This is a genomic window from Paenibacillus sp. F411, assembly GCF_017582705.1.
Classification (GTDB): domain Bacteria; phylum Bacillota; class Bacilli; order Paenibacillales; family Paenibacillaceae; genus Paenibacillus_AQ; species Paenibacillus_AQ algicola.
Window position 1 is genome coordinate 91095 of sequence record NZ_JAGFIP010000018.1, and the last position, 18391, is coordinate 109485.

General features: G+C 52.4%; 15 protein-coding genes, 1 rRNA gene and 1 riboswitch. Of the genes, 1 reads left to right on the forward strand and 15 read right to left on the reverse strand.

The annotated features are described in order from the left end of the window. Nucleotides 1-54: 54 nt before the first annotated feature. A riboswitch (purine riboswitch) is annotated at nucleotides 55-156 on the reverse strand. Nucleotides 157-358: 202 nt separating this feature from the next. The 7 genes from JJQ72_RS17065 to JJQ72_RS17095 all read right to left on the reverse strand — a co-directional run bounded on the left by JJQ72_RS17065 (nucleotide 359) and on the right by JJQ72_RS17095 (nucleotide 8078). Further along, nucleotides 359-796 carry a universal stress protein gene (locus JJQ72_RS17065; protein ID WP_138224559.1) on the reverse strand — a complete coding sequence of 146 codons (438 nt, stop codon included), beginning with the start codon at nucleotides 794-796 and terminating at the stop codon, nucleotides 359-361. 97 nt (nucleotides 797-893) lie between these two features. Further along, entirely contained in the window at nucleotides 894-1157 is a 264-nt protein-coding gene (locus JJQ72_RS17070) for a DUF1294 domain-containing protein (protein WP_138224558.1), read from the reverse strand. 104 nt (nucleotides 1158-1261) lie between these two features. After that, entirely contained in the window at nucleotides 1262-1399 is a 138-nt protein-coding gene (locus JJQ72_RS17075; RefSeq protein ID WP_208204427.1) for a hypothetical protein, read from the reverse strand. A gap of 64 nt (nucleotides 1400-1463) precedes the next feature. Beyond that, the gene (locus JJQ72_RS17080; protein WP_208204428.1) at nucleotides 1464-2456 is read right to left on the reverse strand and encodes a Gfo/Idh/MocA family protein; all 993 of its coding nucleotides are present in this window, start codon (nucleotides 2454-2456) and stop codon (nucleotides 1464-1466) included. 208 nt (nucleotides 2457-2664) lie between these two features. Continuing rightward, entirely contained in the window at nucleotides 2665-4830 is a 2166-nt protein-coding gene (locus tag JJQ72_RS17085; protein ID WP_208204429.1) for a 5'-nucleotidase C-terminal domain-containing protein, read from the reverse strand. Nucleotides 4831-5011: 181 nt separating this feature from the next. Next, nucleotides 5012-7147 (reverse strand): DNA topoisomerase III, encoded by a 2136-nt coding sequence (locus tag JJQ72_RS17090; RefSeq protein WP_208204430.1) that lies wholly within the window; start codon nucleotides 7145-7147, stop codon nucleotides 5012-5014. 112 nt (nucleotides 7148-7259) lie between these two features. Beyond that, nucleotides 7260-8078 (reverse strand): MBL fold metallo-hydrolase, encoded by an 819-nt coding sequence (locus JJQ72_RS17095; protein ID WP_208204431.1) that lies wholly within the window; start codon nucleotides 8076-8078, stop codon nucleotides 7260-7262. A gap of 160 nt (nucleotides 8079-8238) precedes the next feature. Here JJQ72_RS17095 and JJQ72_RS17100 point away from each other — a divergent pair, with 160 nt between their 5' ends. Beyond that, entirely contained in the window at nucleotides 8239-8496 is a 258-nt protein-coding gene (locus JJQ72_RS17100; RefSeq protein WP_138224553.1) for a GlsB/YeaQ/YmgE family stress response membrane protein, read from the forward strand. Between the two features lie 71 nt (nucleotides 8497-8567). Here the strand turns inward: JJQ72_RS17100 and JJQ72_RS17105 are convergent, their stop codons facing one another. The 8 genes from JJQ72_RS17105 to rrf all read right to left on the reverse strand — a co-directional run. Continuing rightward, nucleotides 8568-10157 carry a response regulator transcription factor gene (locus JJQ72_RS17105; RefSeq protein ID WP_208204432.1) on the reverse strand — a complete coding sequence of 530 codons (1590 nt, stop codon included), beginning with the start codon at nucleotides 10155-10157 and terminating at the stop codon, nucleotides 8568-8570. Between the two features lie 24 nt (nucleotides 10158-10181). Next, a complete protein-coding gene (locus JJQ72_RS17110; protein ID WP_208204433.1) occupies nucleotides 10182-11531 on the reverse strand; it encodes an ABC transporter substrate-binding protein in 1350 nt (449 codons plus the stop codon). A 13-nt stretch (nucleotides 11532-11544) separates the two neighbouring features. Continuing rightward, nucleotides 11545-13308 (reverse strand): cache domain-containing sensor histidine kinase, encoded by a 1764-nt coding sequence (locus tag JJQ72_RS17115; protein ID WP_138224550.1) that lies wholly within the window; start codon nucleotides 13306-13308, stop codon nucleotides 11545-11547. An 82-nt stretch (nucleotides 13309-13390) separates the two neighbouring features. Next, the gene (locus JJQ72_RS17120; protein WP_138224549.1) at nucleotides 13391-14254 is read right to left on the reverse strand and encodes a carbohydrate ABC transporter permease; all 864 of its coding nucleotides are present in this window, start codon (nucleotides 14252-14254) and stop codon (nucleotides 13391-13393) included. Then, the gene (locus tag JJQ72_RS17125; RefSeq protein ID WP_138224548.1) at nucleotides 14251-15207 is read right to left on the reverse strand and encodes a carbohydrate ABC transporter permease; all 957 of its coding nucleotides are present in this window, start codon (nucleotides 15205-15207) and stop codon (nucleotides 14251-14253) included. The genes JJQ72_RS17120 and JJQ72_RS17125 overlap by 4 nt, the downstream gene beginning before the upstream one ends. Nucleotides 15208-15394: 187 nt before the next feature. Further along, on the reverse strand, nucleotides 15395-16735 hold the full coding sequence (locus JJQ72_RS17130; protein WP_208204434.1) for an ABC transporter substrate-binding protein: 1341 nt from the start codon (nucleotides 16733-16735) through the stop codon (nucleotides 15395-15397). 202 nt (nucleotides 16736-16937) lie between these two features. Then, the gene (locus tag JJQ72_RS17135) at nucleotides 16938-17918 is read right to left on the reverse strand and encodes a ketoacyl-ACP synthase III (protein ID WP_347880769.1); all 981 of its coding nucleotides are present in this window, start codon (nucleotides 17916-17918) and stop codon (nucleotides 16938-16940) included. 371 nt (nucleotides 17919-18289) lie between these two features. Next, a 5S ribosomal RNA gene (rrf, locus tag JJQ72_RS17140) occupies nucleotides 18290-18391 on the reverse strand; the annotation flags it as partial.

Sequence of the window (18391 nt, forward strand, 5' to 3'; positions counted from 1 at the left end):
CAAAAAATACCTGTCAGGGCGGTCTTCTGCAGTCATCGACACATGGCCCTGCTGACTTATGCCCTGTTCCCTCGTAGTCCGAAAATTTACGGTTTTCGGGTAGAAACCTCCGGGCCTTATCCCCGGCTTTATACGAGACCTATACAATTAGGCCGTTATTTCATGGGATAGATCATTCATGAGATAAATAAGCCCTGATAATTTCAGTTTAACAATCTCTAACACCGGGTGTCAACCTAAACACGAACGTTTAGTTGTTCGTAAAATCTAATGTTCGCTTTTTGTAAAATCAAGGCTCCTGTTCCTATAAAAAAAGGAACACCCATGGTGTCCCTGAAGCCGTGTCCCCGCTCTCGAATTATGATTTAACGACCAGCACCGGCACGCCGGCGTGCTGAACGACATGATGGCTGACGCTTCCCAGCATAAATTCCTGGATACCGCTGCGACCGCGGCTGCCGATCACAATCAGGTCATTCCCGTTCTGAACAGCAAATTCTACCAGCACCTCTCCCGGTGCACCTTGAATCATCTGTACGTTCCCGTCCACACCGGCTTCGCGCAGCCGGGTTTTCAGCTCGTTCGTCGTCTGCTCCGCCACATCAAAAATCTCCTTATTCACCGTTCCCGGAACCGGCGCAATGCCCTCTCCGATGAAAAAGCGAGGAAATTCATAAGCGTGCACGATATCCAGCGCTGCCTCCGGCATGACCTTCAGCAGCCCCAGCGCCTGCTCCAGTGCCTTCTCGGACAGCTCCGATCCGTCATAAGCCAGCAATATATTTTTGAACAGCATATAGCCCACCTCATTCCCAGGTTAAAGAAAGAATTGCCCTTCATTAACCTTCAACCCGGTAAGGTGAAACCCCGGAGCATGCCCTTTAGCCTGCTTATTATGTCCATAGGTACCCGTAAATGACCGCGTTTACAAACAACAGCAGCGGTATTCCTAGTCGAAAGGAGAGATGCCTGGTCTTGTGACGTTTGCGGTACATCGCTGCCAGCACTCCCGGTGCCCCGCCTCCTGCCGCAAGCAGGAACAGCGTCTGCTCCGGGATCCGTTCGCGGCCCAGCCGTGCCCGGCGCTTGTCCTCGGACATCACCAAATATGAGGTCAGATTAATAAACAGAAACCATATGATCAGTGCTGTCCTCATTATAAAAGCCCCCTATCCCGCGTTCTTCTTCCGTTTTATTATAAAAGTGACGGGAGGAGAACACAAACTAAGGGGCTCTATGCTATATCATTCCGGCAAAATGCTTACGATTCCTGCTTCGGGATTCCGTTCAGGCTCGGCGGTGTATGAGCTGCTTTTTGCGGCTTCACCGTCTGGCTTTCCTCCAGAATGCTGGAGTGGTTTTGTTGATTCTTGATCTTTCTTGGCTTATGGATCGGCATTTCACTTCACCCCCCTGTACTACCTAGAGTGAGCCAACGAAGGGAAGCTTATGCCCCGTTTTTTTTATTCAACCTCGTACTGAAGTCCCCACTGCTCCCGCACCCCATCCAGCAGCTTCATAATGGCCAGGGATTCATCCAAAGGCATTACAGCGCTCTCCAGGGCGCCGTTCATGAGACAGCGTCCAACCTCTTCGGCTTCAAAGGCATAGCCGTCACTGACCCGGTCATCCTGATAGGCCTCGGTCTGCTGATCTCCTTCATAAAGAAAGGCTTCACGGGCATTGAAAAAGCCAGGAATCCGGATCCGCCCTTCCGTTCCATAAATGACGGCGTCATTGGTCAAGGCCAGGCGCGTAGCGCTGCTTAAAGAGGCTGACTTTCCATCCTCATACTCCAGCAGCAGCGTAAACTGATCGTCAACCCCGGTCTCGCAAAAGTGTACCGTGCTGCTAAGGTTTGAAGGAGCACTTCCCAGCACCATAGAAGCGAACGAAACCGGATAGATGCCCGCATCCAGCAGTGCACCGCCTCCCAGCTCCGGCTTGAACAGACGGTGCTCCGGGTTCATCTCCGTCCTGAAGCCAAATTCCGCCTTCAACATACGCACCTCGCCAATCCGGCCATCCGCAATCCATTGTCTTGCCTGTACAATAGGCGGAAGAAAGCGGGTCCACATGCCTTCCATCAGGAACAGCTTGTGGTCTCTCGCAGTCTGGATCACTTCCTCCAGCTCGCGGCTGTTCATCGTAAAGGGCTTCTCACACAGCACAGCCTTGCCGGCGCGAAGTGCAAGCAGCACATTGTCCTTGTGCAGCGGATGCGGCGTTGCTACATAAATGGCATCCAGTGCCGGATCCTGCACGAGCTCTTCATAAGAGCCATATGTACGAGGAATATCAAAGCGCTCCCCAAAGCGCCGGGCGCTGTCGTCAGTTCTCGACCCGCAGGCCGCAAGGCTTCCGTTATTAGCATACTTCAAATCGGCAGCAAACTTTTCGGCAATCCAGCCTGTCCCCATAATGCCCCATTGAATGCGGCTTGCTGTTTCTTCCATGCCATACTCCTCCTTCACCTCATCTAATTGGAATGAAATGGCTATCCAGTCACTCCATCCTATTCTATAATTAAAGTGCCGCGCAAAGGTTACAATGCAGCGCCATTTTCCGCCATTTTCAATAAAAAAAAGGCCCCTGGTCTACGGATGAAGCCTCTAGCTTCACGCCTCAAAGACCAGGGGCCTCACTGTCAGGACTTTCTGGATATCAGAGTGCCTCCATGATCAGAAGCACAGCCGCTTTACGGGTCAGACTTTTCGCCTCTCCGGTAACGTCGTAGCTGTCCGAGATTGCGCGGAGCAGCGTTGCTGCTTCAGATGCTGTCATCGGCTCCATAGGCTTGAATGCCATGCCCGGCCATGCCTTCAGCAGTCCGGCTCCATCCAATGCAGCGATAGAATCCTGCGCCCAGGAAGGAATAAGATGGGCGTCCGTAAACTCCGCTGCCGCTGCATCTCCTGCCTTCTTCATGTCAAATGCCCGGCTGATCAAGACGGCGAATTCCGCCCGTGTAACGACCCGGTCCGGACGGAAGGTGCCATCCTCATAGCCCTTGATGATCCCCGCTTCTGCTGCCTCCTGAATCATAGTCAGAGCCGGATCATTGACGATGTCCTTGAATACAGGGCCGTTAGTGGCACCAGCGTTTCCTCCGGCTTCAGCCGGAAGCGCCGCTCCTAACAGATCGGTGATCCGTCCTTCGGTAGAGATCTTGACGTTCCCCACCTGATCCAGATGCTCGCGAAACACCTCATAATCGACCAGATTCAGCTCATATAAACGCCCGTCCTCTTTGGCTTGCTTCATGGAGCTGTAGAAGTCGCCGCCATCGGCAACATAGGAGTTCGTGGCAACGATATAGTAAGCATCCGGGTCTATATCGGAATACGTGCCATCTTCATTCAGAATCTGCACACTTGCGATCCGCTGGCCTTCCTGCTCTGTTGTTCCGGTTACGCTGTCCACCTTCTCCGGCTGCTTCGTGGAATCATAGTAGAAGCGCAAACCGGACACCTGCGGGAACCTTCCCGCTCCGTCCTCCACGCCGCTGACTCCGTTCTCCAGCGCAGCAACAATCTCTTCCCCGGTCATCTTCAAAGCCGTCAGATTATTGCCATAAGGCATCGTCGTCAGCAGATGCCCCAGGGTAATATCGCCCGCCCCAATCGAGGCGCGGATGCCGCCGCTGTTCTGAATGGTTACATAAGCTTTGGCATCCGGGTCCTTGACGATGCTCATCACCTTGGAGCGCATTCCGTCCGCCATCAGATTGCCGAGGTTTGTCTCTTCCTTGCGCACTGATTCACGCTCGCCGTTCAGCTCCACGCCGGATTTCCCGACTACGGTTTTCTTCAGCTCCTCCAGCGCCTTTGCATACTCAGCCAGCTTCTCAGCAGCAGCCGGATCGCTGGCAATGGTGTAGTTGCCTGCATCATCCTTCTTGTTCAGAGGAATCAGCTGGCCCTTCCAGGCTGTAACCACGCCTTCATCATTGAAGGTGACGTCAAGCTGGCCCAGGTTGTTGTCGTACTCACCCGTCTGTACGATGAGCGTAGGCTCTTCATCCGCATGCACCACTTTAGGTTCATTCAGGATTGTGTGGGAATGACCGCCCACAATAATATCGAGTCCCTTTACCTGCTCGGCAAGCGCCACGTCGGCATTGTAGCCCAAATGAGTCAATGCAATGATCATCTCAATTCCCATTTCTTCAAAGGCATCCACCTGCTGCTGTGCACTCTCCACCTCGTCCTGAAATTTGATGTTCTGACCCGGAGAAGAGAGCACCGCGGTGTCCGGAGTCGTCAGTCCAATAATGCCAACCTTCTCTCCGTTTACTTCCTTGATCATTGCCGGATAGATTTTGCCGTTGCTTGCGGGCACGCCGATGGCCTGATCAGACTCCTTCTGCAGTGCCGGCTCGGTGCTGAAATCAATATTCGCACTTAGCAGCGGAAACTTGGCCTGCTTGACGAAATCAGCCAGCACCTTGGGACCCTTATCAAACTCGTGGTTTCCGAGCACCATAGCGTCATAGCCCAGCAGGTTCATGAAATACAGATCGGCCAGTCCGTTATATTGATTGAAATACAGCGTCCCGGAGAATACATCGCCGGCATCCAGCAGCAAAGTGCTGTCGTTTCTCGCTGCATTCACTGCCGTCACCCTGCGGGCGACCTGGTCCAAATGCGCGTGGGTATCATTCGTATGTAAAATGCGGAGCTCAAACCCCTTGGATTCACCTGCTGTACCCGCTGCACCTGCTGCACCTGCTGTACCTGCCGCTCCTGCCAGGCCGGGAAGAACGGATGCTGCCACAACAACTGCGCTCAGCATGCTGCTGATCATTTTTTTCGCCAATACCTTTTCCATAGAATTATACTCCTCCTCGTTCGCTGTTTAGCGGAATGGATCTAACCACTGATCTATGAAAAAATGAATTTTCAAAGACGCTGCTTTCCTACCATAACGCGGAAAAATTTACGGGGAGCAGTTATTGAGTTAATTCTATGTAAAATTAAAGCCGATTTCTCCCTCTGTTCAAGAAGGGAAATCAGTCTTTGTTTTTCTCCATCGCAGCCTTCAGCAGCTCCCCCAGATTATTACCCAGAGATTCCTGCTTGCTACCATACTGCTGAACGAGCTTACGTTCCTCCCGTTTGTTAATATGCTTGCTGTCTTTATTCAGCGTCTCCGTAATGCCGCAGCCCAGGCACTGCACGAACATCCCGGCCTTGCCTTCCTTCAGCTCCATCTTCTTATGACACTGCGGACAGCGGCGGTTGGAGAGACGCTTCTCCCCGGAACGCTTATAGCCGCAGTCGTCGCTGGGACAGAGCAGCAGCTTGCCGCGCTTGCTCTTTTTCTCCAGGAGCCTCGTGCCGCAGTCCGGGCAATGGCTGGCCGATACATTATGCGGCGTATATTCCGCCGTGCTCCCCTTGACTCCCGCGACCAACTCCTTTGTCATCTCCCGAATGCCGCGGATGAACGGCTCCGCTTTGCCCTGGCCCTTGGCAATCATCTCCAGGTCCGCTTCCCAGCTTGCGGTCAGCTCCGGCGTACGCAGCTGCGGCGCCACCAGCTCAATCAGCTGCTTGCCCTTGCCTGTTGGATGCAGCGACGAGCCCTGCCGCTCAATCGTATCAGAGCTGACGAGCTTCTCGATAATGTCCGCGCGCGTTGCCGGAGTGCCGAGCCCATGCTTCTCCATCTGGGTCAGCAGCGCGGCTTCCGTGTACCGCTTCGGCGGCTGAGTGCGGCCCGGCTTGACGATGCAGCGGCGCACCTGAAGCTGCTCGCCTTCCTGCAGCGGAGGCAGCAGCTTTCCGGCTGACTCCGAAACGCCGAGATCTGCATCGTCCTCCTCCGCGGTCTCGTAATCCCCTCCGTACACCTCGCGCCAGCCGCTGTCTTTAACGGTCGTTCCCTTGGCGTACAGCTGCTCGCCTTCCAGCTTGAGGGTGACCGACACGGAATCATATTTCGCAGGAGGATAGAACAGGCTGATGAACCGGCGCACGATCAGGTCATACAGCTTGCGCTCCTCTGCGCTGAGCTTGTTCAGCAGCACCGTTTCCTCTGTTGGAATGATCGCATGGTGATCACTCACCTTGCTGTCATCAACGACTCGCTTGCCAGGCTGCATCGGCTTGCGAAGCAGTGGACGGGCCAGCGCAGCATACGGGCCGATGGCTACGCTCTCCAGCCGTTCTTTAAGCGTGGACACCATATCACTTGTTAAGTAACGGCTGTCTGTACGCGGATATGTAACGAGCTTATGCTGTTCATACAGACGCTGCAGCACACTGGACGTTTGCTTGGCTGAGAAGCCGAAACGGCGGTTCGCATCCCGCTGCAGTTCGGTCAAATCGTACGCCAGCGGGTGCGGCTCGGCTTTTTCACTTTTTTTCACCGTGATGACGCGGGCTGCTCCTGAAGACAGCTTGGCCCTCAGTTCCTCGGTCTGCTTGCGGTCAAAGATGCGTCCGTCACCGCCGGACGCCCGCCACGAGGCTTCAAAGCCCCCAAGATCCACTTGAATCGTATCAAATTCCTGGGAGCGGAAGCCGGTAATGTCCTTCTCTCGCTGCATAATCATGCCCAGCGTCGGCGTCTGTACCCGCCCGGCAGACAGCTGTGCATTGAATTTGCACGTCAGCGCGCGCGTCACGTTCAAGCCGACCATCCAATCTGCCTCAGCCCGGCAGCGTGCGGACTCGTACAGACGATCGAACTGGCTGCCCGGCTTAAGGGAAGCAAAGCCCTCCCGAATCGCCTTGTCTGTCTGGGAAGAAATCCATAGACGCTTGAACGGCTTGTTCCATTTCGCCATGCTCAGGATCCAGCGGGCCAGCAGCTCGCCTTCCCGTGCCGCGTCCGTGGCTACAATCATCTCCCCGATATCCTGGCGCTTCAAGAGATGCTGTACGGTCTTGAACTGATGGCTCGTTTCACGCAGCACCTTCAGATTCATGCGCTCCGGCAGGATCGGCAGATCCTCCAGCGCCCAGGTCTGGTATTTGGGATCATAATCCTCCGGCTCGGCCAGCCCTACCAAATGCCCCAGTGCCCAGGTAACTACATATTTCGGTCCTTCAAAATAGTTCTTATGCTTCTCGCGGCTCCCCATGACCCGCGCAATTTCTCTAGCTACCGACGGCTTCTCCGCCAACACCAATATCTTCATAAGCTCTCCCCTTTCTCGTAAATGATATTATACCATGGGCAGCTGCGGCAAAAGCTCCCGGATGTCCCCAGCATCCGGGAGTCAGGTCATATAAGAACGGTCCAGCCTCGGCCTACGGTCTGTCCTCTACATATTTGCCCTGCTTCGGTACAGCCATCTCTTTGAAATGTTCCGCGAGGCGGAGCAGCGACTCCTGCAGCTCGGCACCTGCCATGGAAACGCCATGTCCCGTAATTGCTACTTGAGGCTTTAATGCGGCAAGCTTCTGAACGGACTGCTCAGCGGCTTCCCAGTCAGGCGTAAAATACATCGGCGGTCCGTGAAGCTCCTTACTCTGGGTCACGACCGCCAAGGCCGATTCCTGCTTCACGGTAATGAACGCATCGCCTGCAATGAGGGCGCCGTCCCGCTCTCGGTATAGTGAAATATGGCCAGGACTGTGGCCTGGTGTGTGGATCCATCTCCATTCCGGCAGCTCCGGCAGTGATCCGTCCTTCGGTAAAGCGTGAACGCGTGTGCCAAGATTAATGCCTTCGTTCGGATACGCTAGCGCTGCCCGCGCCATCAAGCCTCCGCCCACCGTAGGATCTGCCGGCGGGTAGTTTGCCTTCCCTGTCAGATAGGGAAGCTCCAGCCCATGGGCATACACGGGAACATTCCAACGGTCTGCCAGCTCCTTCACCGTGCCGACATGGTCGAAATGCCCGTGCGTGAGCACAATGCATGCGGGCGGGCGGCCAAATCTCTGGACTGCAGTGTCTGCAATGGCGTCTGCAAACTTGGCCATGCCGGTATCCACCAGCACCCAGCTGCCTTGCTGCGGCTGTCCTACCATCAGCACATTGGCAATCAGCGTTCTCATGGACAATAGATCCGGGGTGACCTCCTCGGTATCGACTGCACCGGTTCTTAGCAAGCTGTGATTTTCCATGACAGACTCTCCCTCCATATCGTTATTTTTAATTTCTTATATATAACATACCCCTTACAACAGGATTCCATTTTTTCTGTGTCGCTAGCTGTTTAAACGGAGCTTCTTTGGTTAATAGTAAAGCACAGACAGTTAAAAAAATTTTAACGAGGTGATAATCATGGGTTTTCTTTGGTCTCTCATTGTTGGTGGTATCATTGGTTGGATCGCAGGTCTGATTATGGGAAGAGATATTCCCGGAGGCGTCATCGGTAACATTATTGCCGGTTTCATCGGCGCATGGCTCGGTAGCCTGATTCTTGGTGACTGGGGTCCAGAAATTGGTGACTTCTTCATCGTCCCTGCCATTATCGGTGCCGTTGCACTGGTCTTCATCGTCAGCCTGGTTATGGGTTCGATGAGACGCAACCGTTCGTAACCTTAACAACAGACAACGCATTTATTATTCCCAAAAAAACACCTTCCCGCATTTGCAAGGGAAGGTGTTTTTTATTGTGCACTTACCGACTCCCGGTATTCTGTAGGTGTATGACCGGTAACCTTTTTGAATACCTGAGTGAAATATCTGGGGTCCTGATAGCCGACAAGCGGCGCCACCTGATATACCTTCACACTCGTATTTCTCAGGATATGCTTCGCTTTCTCGATACGACAGAGAGTCAAATACTCCACGAAGGTATAGCCGGAGGACTGCTTGAACAACGTACAAAAGTGACTGATGCTAAGATGGCTATACTCTGACACCTCCTCGATCGATAAATCCTTCTGATAGTGCTCCTGAATATAGCTGCGGGCTTTCTCCATGACCGTGTGCATATCCTCCCTGGAGGGCTCGGCAGCACTGTCCTTCATCCACCGCGCCAGCGTGATCTGAAGCACGGACATCATATCCTTCAGGCTGTCGGAAGCATGGATGTCCTGAAGCAGCTCTTCCAATGACCATTCCTGCCCGGTCCTCATATCCTTAAATTGCCGATACAATACGACCGACAGCTCAACCAGAATCTGCTCCGCCGCCGGCCTCAGGCAGCCTTGTGCTTCCAGGTAAGCATACACCTCCTGAAGGCCTGAGCGCAGTCCTTCCTGATCCAGCGTTCTTACACGGTCCAACAGGGAGGCCTCCAGATTTTTTGGATAGGAGCTCCCGGCAGAGGTGCTAATCCTGCTATTCTGCTCCGCGCAGTAGACGCCTTCTCCATTCGTATAAAAACGCTGATACAGCGCCCGGGTGGCCGATTCATAGGCTTCTCCCAGCTGCTGCATACCCGACGCCGTCAAGCTGAAGCCGACGGAGGCGGAAAGCTTTGTATGCCGTTTTATCAAAGAAATAAGCTCATGACCAAGCTGCTTTTGCAGCTCCTTCATCCGCTCGGGAAAGATGAGCAGCCACTCTCCGCTCCGAAACGGAAACACAGTCAGGCCGCCGCTGTTCTCAAACCATTCCTCCAATATATTCCGAATTGCGAACAGCCACAGCCTTTTCTCATCCCGGCTCCAGGCCGCTTCCAGCTTCTCGAAACGGTCAAGCTGAAGCACCGCCATATACCAGCTCTGGTCCAGCTCATTATGCTCCAGCCACTGCAGCTGAAGGAGCGGGCTGCGGCTGCCCTCAATCAGCTCAGTAAAGAGGCGTTCTCTGGCCAGAAGGGACAGGGTTTGCATAGAGTGCAGCAGCCTGTCATTCTCCTCCTGCTTCTTCAAAGCCGCAACAGCTCTCAGAAGTGAAGCCGCCAGCTCCTCATGATCAATCGGCTTGAGCAAATAATCGAAGGCGCCTTCCCGCAGCGCTTCCCGGGCATACTCGAATTCCCCGTAGCCGCTTATAAAAATAAAAAACAGCTTCGGCTGCTCCTGCATTACTTCCTTCATTAAAGAAATTCCATCCAGGCCCGGCATACGGATATCGCTGATCAGTACGTGAGGCTGGAGCTGCTTGACGAGCTCCAGCGCCGCTTCTCCATTCTTTGCTTCACCGGCAACCTCCATCGACAGCTCTTCCCATGGAATTGCTGCTCTCAAGCTCCGGAGAATGATCGGCTCATCATCCACCAGGATAACACGATACCGCTTCTCCTCCATAAGCACACCAGCCTCCCTTTTTTGTCACCTGCGCGCATCCTTGCGCAGCTCCCAATACACCCGGGAGGACTGCTCAATTTGCTCAAGTGCTGCTCCTGCACTGGTTTTACCGCTGATAAGGTCCTCAATGACCTCCAGAAATGATGTTTTGACCTCCGGAGAAATGACGTTGTCATAAGCGAGAAAGCTCGCCGGGCTTTGCTCCAGCAAATCAATGACCTGGGCAAATACCGGTCCAGTCCGCTCCGGATCAAACGGAATTTTCATTGACGGAATCCTCCGACCCTCATACACGATGCGAGCCTGCACATCCTCCGTGTACAAGGCCTCCATTAACCCTAACGCCGCCTGCTTCTCTGGATCTACAAGCTCGGAGGACAGACCAATACCGATCGTATATCCGCCGGCCATAGACCTTGGCTCGCTGTTCCGAAGAGAAGGAAACGGGATGACACCCACCTTTTGCTGAAAATCCGGGTCTTCTTCACTTTGAAACAGATTAATATCCCAATTCCCGTTCAAATACATCGCGGCTTGCCCGCCGGTAAACAGGGCAATGGCCTCCTCTGTCGAGGAAGTGTTGGGCGAAGGGCCGAAGGCCCCCTGCTCAATCCAGGACTGGAAATGCTGAAAGGCACTCAAATATAGCTCATTGTCAAAACGGACGCCTTCATCTCCCCGTGCCAAGCGCTCAATCAAGGCAGCTCCGGCATATCGATCCATGAAATAATGGGCAAAAATTGCAGCCGGCCACCGGTCCTCATTGCCTAACGCAAATGGAATCACATCCCGCTTCAGCAGCTTCTCTATGATCTCATTCAGCTGGGCGAGCGTCCGGGGCGGCTGAAGTCCGAGCCGCTGAAACAGGTCCCTGTTATAATAGAGCGGCTCAGCATGCCCTTCGATGGGAAGCCCAAAGATTTTGCCATCAAAGGTCCATAATGAAAGGCTTGTAAACTCCCCGTTCAAACCGCGGGATTGCACAAACTCCGATAAATCCATTAGGCGCCCAGCCCGGGCGTAAGGCTCAATCTCCGCTCCGCCGAACAGTACAAACATATCCGGAGGCGTGCCGGTAACCATTTCACTCTTAAGCTTCTGCTCCCGGTGAATCGTCTGGTCCATTCCTTCAAAGTTAATTTTGATATTCGGGTGCTCCGCCTGATAGCTGCTGATGACCTCTGTTACGATGTCAAGCACTTGGCGGTCATGCTCCTTATTCCAAAAGTGTCGAAAGGTGAGCGTTATTTTCTCACCCTGCTCCTCTTCAATGACTTCCCGATCCTGCAGCAGCATCCAGCCTACAAGTAACGTCATCAGACACATATACAGTACAACCCATCCCCGGGCTCCCAATATTTTTGGAGTCTTCATGCTTGCTCTCCCTTCATGGCAGCATTTTCGGTATCCGGATACGGATCGTCGAGCCGAAGCCCGGCGCGGAGCAGATCATCATGCCATAACGCCCGCCAAAGCGAATCTGAAGGCGTTCATGAACATTTTTTAATCCCACACCGTTTTCCCGATACTTTCTCGCGGGTCCCTGTTCTTCACCATATAGCTTTTGAAGCCGTTCCTTAGAGAATCCAGGTCCGTTATCCGTAATATCAATGAATACCTCGTCTCCCGCATCGCTGACCGCAATACGAATCAGACCCGGCTCCTCCATAGGCTCAATGGCATGATATAGCGCGTTCTCTACAATGGGCTGCACAATCAGCTTCTGAGTGACGACAAATTTCAGCTCTTCGGGAATCGTAATCTCATAATCAAACTGATCCTCAAAGCGAAACTTCTGGATGTTCATGTAATGCCTGACGTGCTCCAGCTCCATACTAAGCGGGATTAGCTCCTGATTCTCGTTAATGCTGATCCGCAGGAGCTTGCCGAGCGAAATAACCATTTTGCTAATATTCCGGTTGCCCTCCAGCACCGCCATCGAATTGATCGACTCCAGAGAATTATATATAAAATGTGGATTGATCTGCGCCACCAGTGCCTGCATTTCAGCCTCCTTCTTGCGTGCCTGCTCGGTCTGAATCTGCTGCAGCAGCTCTTCAATCTGGGCGCTCATCCGATTAAAGCCATCAATTAAAAGATCGGTTTCATCATCCGCCCGCCCTGGTGAAGGAATCGGAACAAAGCTGCCCCGCTTCACCTGCTTCATGCCGTTGACCGCCCCAATGATGCTCTGCACGAGCCTCCGGACAAAGAAGCGGTCAAACAAAAACGCCGACAGCAGCGAGCTTCCGCCCAGCAGCAGCGCCAGATTGCGAATATAGGACGACTCCGAGGCGATCAGCTTCTTCTCGGTCACCGCGACCAGAAACCATTCCTTGTGATGTGAAGGCAGATAGGTAATGAGTGACGACTCCCCCAGATCATCATCTACATAATAGCCTTTGCCGTTGCTGTAGCCCGCCTCCAAAAAAGGAAACGCTGCATGCTCCCCGATCCGCTCCCCGGATTTATCGAATACGATGCGCCCCTCCTGATTGACCAGCAGGATGTCTCCCTGCTTTAACGTTGCCGCCTCCCAAAACACCTGGTCTAGCAAATCAGGCTTGACGTAAATGATGAGCGTCCCGATGTCCTCCAAAGAGTGGTAATCCTTAATGGTCCGCGCCTGAATAAGTGCCCCGGAAGCGATTTCAATACGCCCTGCGGAAGGGGCTTGATCAGAGATCAGCGCTCCCGCAGCACGGTCCTCTCCCGGTCCTGCCCACACCGGACGTCCCTGCGCTTCCACGACCCGGCCATACCATTCCTGGGCCTGGAGCTCTGCGAGGGTATAAGCGTCACTGTCGGAGTAGATAAGCCGGTCATGACTATACAGCGCAAAGGACAGAATCATCGGGTGATGGATTAAATTGTTCATTTCCTGCCGGCGGTTATAGGTCACAGCGGATTCCGGCTGCTTCAAGGCTTGCTGAACTGCCTGCTGGGTAATTGCAAAATTGGATATGGTCGTAATCTCATTCAGTGCAAATTTCAGACGGCGATCCGTTTCCTGAAGCGATATCCAGTAAAAATGACTGGACTTCTTCTCCATGGCCTGGGAGTACGTGTAGTAGGTCACACTCCCCATAGCGATCACCGGGATAAACACAAGAAGAATAATAGCCAGCAGGATTTTACGACGGAGCTTCACAGGCTTCCCCCCATTCTCCTCTGTCTATTATTCTTCATCGCTGCGCCACTTCCTTGTAGCTGGCTAACATGTTTGAGAAAACTCAGCTCTTAACCGCCCCCGAGGTCAACCCGGCAATCACCCAGCGGCTAAACAGCAGAAACACGATGAGCAGCGGCAGTGTCGCTGCAAAGGTTGCTGACATGATCATCCCGTAATCCAGCCCGTCCTTGTTCGTAAACAGCTGCTGAAGAGCGATCTGGATTGTATAATTCTCACGATTCTTCAGCACAACCAGGGGCCAGAAGAAATCATTCCATACGTTCATAAAGTTGATAATGCCAAGTGTAGCCATGGCCGGGGTCACCACCGGAATTGCAATATTCCAGAAGATCCGAAAATGTCCACCGCCATCCATCCGGCCTGCCTCAATCAGCTCATTATGCACAGCCGAGGCAATATACTGCCTCATCCAAAAAATACCGAACGCATTCACCATGGCCGGCACGATCAGTGCCTTGTAGCTGTCGATCCACTGCAGCTTGGCCATAATCACATACAGAGGCAGTACACTGAGCTGTGCAGGGACGAGCATCGTGCCGATCACGAACACGAACAGCGTTTTTTTGAGCGGAAATTCATATTTGGCGAACGCATATCCTGCCAGCGTACATAAGAAAACAACGGAGAGCGTAACCGTGGTGGACACCACAGCTGAATTCATCAGCGCTCTGAAGAAATCCGTACGCTCCAGCACGCGGGAGAAGTTATTGAAGAACTCCGTACCGGGAGTAAGCAGCGGCGGAATCTGAAAGGCGGCCGTCTTATCATTACTACCTACGACAAACATCCAATAGAACGGAAAGATGGAGAGTACAGCACCGAACAGCAGCAGCAGATAAAATAGTATCTTTGCGCCAATGCCCGGCTCATCCGGATTTTTTTTGGCCGTTACAGCGATGCTCATGCCTTACTCCCCCCTCTTTCTCCGCCCATCCGGCTGGATAGAAGCATATTCAGCAGGGAGAACATAATGGTCGCAATTAACAGCAGCACTGCCGTCGCCGCCGCCGTTCCAAAAAATCCATTCTTGAATGCCTCATCATACAAATACGTAACCATCGTAACCCCTTCCTGTCGAGTAGAGCCAGAGCCGGACTGCCCTAGAAACACATAAGGCTCGGTAAACAGCTGCAGCGCCCCGATTGTCGATACCAAGGTTACGAACAGAATGAACGGACGCAGGAGAGGCAGCGTAATATACAGCATTTGCTGACTGCGGCTGGCTCCATCAATGCGGGCGGCTTCGTATATATCAGTCGGTATACTCTGCAGGCCGGATAAAAAAATAATTGCGTTATACCCCATCCAGCGCCACATGACCATCGTCGATATGGCGATTTTGACACCCCACCAGCCGGAGTTAAAAGGAACACTGTCCAGGCCCAGGCTATTCAGCAGCCAGTTCACCATCCCGTTGTTGCCAAACATCGTACTGAACACTAATGCTACAGCGACGATGGACGTAATATTGGGCATGAAAAATAGTATACGGAATATGTTCTTGTACTTGTTCAGGGCCGAATTCAGCATGACGGCAACAAGCAGTGCAACGATAATCTGCGGTACGGTTCCCATAATTCCCATAATCAAAGTGTTACTAAACGAGATCCAAAAGGTCGGATCACTCGTAATGAGCTCGTAATTTTTGAAGCCTACATACCTCATTGGACCGAGCGCATCCCATTTGTAGAAGGACAGGTAGATCGTAAAAAGGATCGGATACAAGCCAAAAATACCGAACAGCACGAAAAACGGAGAAATAAACAGGTAGGCCGTCAGCCGGCTTTTTCTTTGCTCTGTCAGCCGTTTACGTGTGGCCGGATAGGATGCCGCTGCGGCTGCTGCGGGTTCTGCCATGGTGCACCTCCATGCTAAAGAATAGGTCCGAATGAACGTAAGGAAGTCCTCCCTGCATTCATCCGGACGGTTGTTATTTCAAAACTGCTTCTAATGATAATGATTGTGATGAACTCTTTGTCTGATATGCTTCCTGATTTCAATATCTGTACCTTGCTGTGCTATCTTTTTCTGTCTCTTTCTAGGTCTAGCTGCGGTCCACCAGCGTTTTAATTTGCTTCATGGCACCTTCCCACTCTGCTGCTGGATCCGCTTTTTTCTCCAGTACATTTTTCAGGGCGTTCTTGATAATCGTATCGGTTTGATCATGAAGCGGACCGTAATACACCGGCTGTACGCTCTTCGCTGCTTCGGCATATGCTTCTGCAATGATCTGGCCGCTGAAGAATTCGTCCTGCTCCGACTTGAATGCCGGATCATCGTACACTGCAGGAATGGACGGGAACAAGCCGCTGACCTTGAAGGATTTCAGCTGGTTCTCCTTGTTGACGAGCCAGGAAATAAATTCATATGCTTCTTTAGAATGCTTTCCTTCTTTCGGCAGCGTCAGGAAGGAGCCTCCCCAGTTGCCTGCGCCCTCTGGCATTTGAGCAATCTGCCACTTGCCGGAGGAGTCTTCTGCGTTACGAATCGTTCCCGCCATCCATGCCGGGCCCAGCAGCACGCCAAATTCACCATCATTCATGGCTTTATTCCATTCCGGAGACCAGAGCACCCAGTTGCCAATCCAGCCCTCCTGAATCCCTTTGACTGTGAAATCGTAAGCTTTCTTCACCTGCGGGTTAGAATCCCCGATGAATGAACCATCCTCTTTACTGAAATAAATCTGGTTTGGAGACTGATCCCGAAGACCGTTATAGACCAGATCCGTCAAATCCGCGAATGGCTTGCCTGTTTTGTCCTTGAACTGCTTGCCGACCTCAGCAAACTTATCCCAAGTGTTAATGGCTGCCGAGAATTCCTGCGGGTCTGTTGGGAGACCTGCTGCTTCTGCGAGATCTGTCCGGTAGTAGACTACGGTCGGAGCGACGTCAGTAGGAAGTCCCAGCTGGAAGCTGCCGTCTACGGAAGTAGCTTGCTTCCATTTCCAGTCCAGGTAATCTCCCTGTACATCCTTCGCACCGAGATCATACAGGTTATAGAATTTATCCTGAGCATTGATAAAGCGCTCAATGAATGCGATTTCAAGCATGAAAATGTCTGGGGCACCTGATCCCGCCGATAGGGCTGTCGTTAAATTGGCATGATGTGCGGTCTGATCAGAAGTGTTCTGAAACTTGAACGTAATGTTGGGATGCTCTTTCGTGTACTCCTTGGCCAGCTCCTCATAATTCGTCGTACCGAGCGACCAGAAAGAAAGCTCAACGTTTTCCGTAGATGCTCCTTCGTTACTGCTACCTTGCTGCTCTCCATTCGTTCCTTCCGATGAACCTTCGTTGTTTCCAGAACTCCCGCCGCTGCAGGCCGCCAGCGAGAACACCATCATCACGCTCAGGAGCATGACGCCCCAGGTTTTAAATCTACTCATGCTTTTTACCCCTCTCATTTAGGTTGCTTTCTACTTCTTCAGTGTAATCAAAGCAGCACCTTATGTTGAGGAGGCAAACTTCTGAATCTAGGTTGAATATTTTACGATCCTGCCGCCATGCCAAAAAGGCCAGGAACCATCCTGGCCTCGCTTAAGCTATTAATCCACAATAATCGCTGGGGGTGCGCAAACAAGCTGTCATTTAGATGGTCCAGTGAATGATAGAGCCGGCATAGGTCATGCCTCCGCCAAAGCCGTACAGCAGCACATTCTGACCTGCCTTCAGTTTCCCGTTATCCACAGCCAGCTGCAATGCAAGCGGTATCGATGCCGCTGAGGTGTTGCCGAAATACTCAACGCTCGTTAAAGTTCGTTCAAATGGAACCGGTCCCCGCTCACAAATCGCTTCAATCATCCGAAGATTCGCACTATGCGGGACGAACCAATCTACATCCTCAGGAGCTAGCTGCGCCCGCTGGATTAAGCGCTGAGTGCCTTCCGGTACATTCCGCACCGCCCATTTATAAATCTCCCGTCCGTTCTGGACTATGCATTCGCTGCCAAGATCCTGTCCATCCATTTGCTTGGCAAGGCCGGTTTTATATAAATTCATGCCGCCTTCCCCATAAGTGCCGGTAATCGAGGCAAGGAATCCCGGCTGCTCCTCATCACGCTCTACCAGCACCGCACCGGCGCCATCACCAAACAATATACACGTCGCTCGATCAGTATAATCTGTAATCTTGGATATCGTCTCCGCGCCAATGATCAGAATTTTACGGTACATTCCACTGGTAATCCATCCGTCCGCGATTTGCAGCGCATACCCGAAACCGGCACAAGCAGCATTCATATCCAGGGCACCGGTGTTCTGAATTCCGAGCTTGGCCTGCAGCCTTGCTGCCGTACTTGGAAAAACAAAATCCGGTGTACTTGTCGCCACCAGAATCATATCCACATCCTGAACAGAAACACCATACCGGCGGACCATATCCTTTACGGCCTGCTCAGCCAGATCAGACGTGAATTGTCCCTCTGCCGCAATCCGCCGTTCCCGCATTCCCGTCCGCTGTACTATCCATTCATCACTGGTATCAACCATCTTCTGCAAATCCTCGTTCGTCAGAATCCGTTCCGGCACATAGGCTCCTATTGCCGTGACTCTTGATTGGGATTGGATCACCGTGGATACCTCCATCTGTTTTCGTTTATTATAACACTAAGTATTAGGACTTAGTACTAAATTTGTGGATAAGAATGTATTACATTTTGTAAGATAGACATGCAGAACACTGAATCTTATGCAGGTCTGGGGATGAAGCTGAGGATAACCGCTTTGTTCAACATGAATTAAAAGCTTTCCTGTGAAGATGTATCCAGGTCATGTTGATAAACTGTGCTTAATGAGCGTGATCTTCATGCTTATGTACAGCTTGTTCACATCATAGGGATAACTCCAATCATGATACGCGGGTTTGAAGTGATGCGCTGTGGATGATTGGAATGGAACAAAAAAACCGTTACTGCATTAGCTGCAGTAACGGTTTCTTCTTTGCTTGGCGGCGTCCTACTCTCCCGGGACCCTGCGGTCCAAGTACCATCGGCGCTGGAAGGCTTAACGTTCGTGTTCGGGATGGGTACGCGTGGAACCCTTCC

Bases quoted from the DNA above. Each gene is read 5' to 3' on its own strand.
- JJQ72_RS17110 (WP_208204433.1), bottom strand. From the start codon at position 11,531: ATGAAGACTCCAAAAATATTGGGAGCCCGGGGATGGGTTGTACTGTAT.
- JJQ72_RS17105 (WP_208204432.1), bottom strand. From the start codon at position 10,157: ATGGAGGAGAAGCGGTATCGTGTTATCCTGGTGGATGATGAGCCGATC.
- JJQ72_RS17075 (WP_208204427.1), bottom strand. From the start codon at position 1,399: ATGCCGATCCATAAGCCAAGAAAGATCAAGAATCAACAAAACCACTCC.
- JJQ72_RS17070 (WP_138224558.1), bottom strand. From the start codon at position 1,157: ATGAGGACAGCACTGATCATATGGTTTCTGTTTATTAATCTGACCTCA.
- JJQ72_RS17065 (WP_138224559.1), bottom strand. From the start codon at position 796: ATGCTGTTCAAAAATATATTGCTGGCTTATGACGGATCGGAGCTGTCC.
- JJQ72_RS17085 (WP_208204429.1), bottom strand. From the start codon at position 4,830: ATGGAAAAGGTATTGGCGAAAAAAATGATCAGCAGCATGCTGAGCGCA.
- JJQ72_RS17090 (WP_208204430.1), bottom strand. From the start codon at position 7,147: ATGAAGATATTGGTGTTGGCGGAGAAGCCGTCGGTAGCTAGAGAAATT.
- JJQ72_RS17080 (WP_208204428.1), bottom strand. From the start codon at position 2,456: ATGGAAGAAACAGCAAGCCGCATTCAATGGGGCATTATGGGGACAGGC.
- JJQ72_RS17100 (WP_138224553.1), top strand. From the start codon at position 8,239: ATGGGTTTTCTTTGGTCTCTCATTGTTGGTGGTATCATTGGTTGGATC.
- JJQ72_RS17095 (WP_208204431.1), bottom strand. From the start codon at position 8,078: ATGGAAAATCACAGCTTGCTAAGAACCGGTGCAGTCGATACCGAGGAG.
- JJQ72_RS17120 (WP_138224549.1), bottom strand. From the start codon at position 14,254: ATGAGCATCGCTGTAACGGCCAAAAAAAATCCGGATGAGCCGGGCATT.
- JJQ72_RS17125 (WP_138224548.1), bottom strand. From the start codon at position 15,207: ATGGCAGAACCCGCAGCAGCCGCAGCGGCATCCTATCCGGCCACACGT.
- JJQ72_RS17130 (WP_208204434.1), bottom strand. From the start codon at position 16,735: ATGAGTAGATTTAAAACCTGGGGCGTCATGCTCCTGAGCGTGATGATG.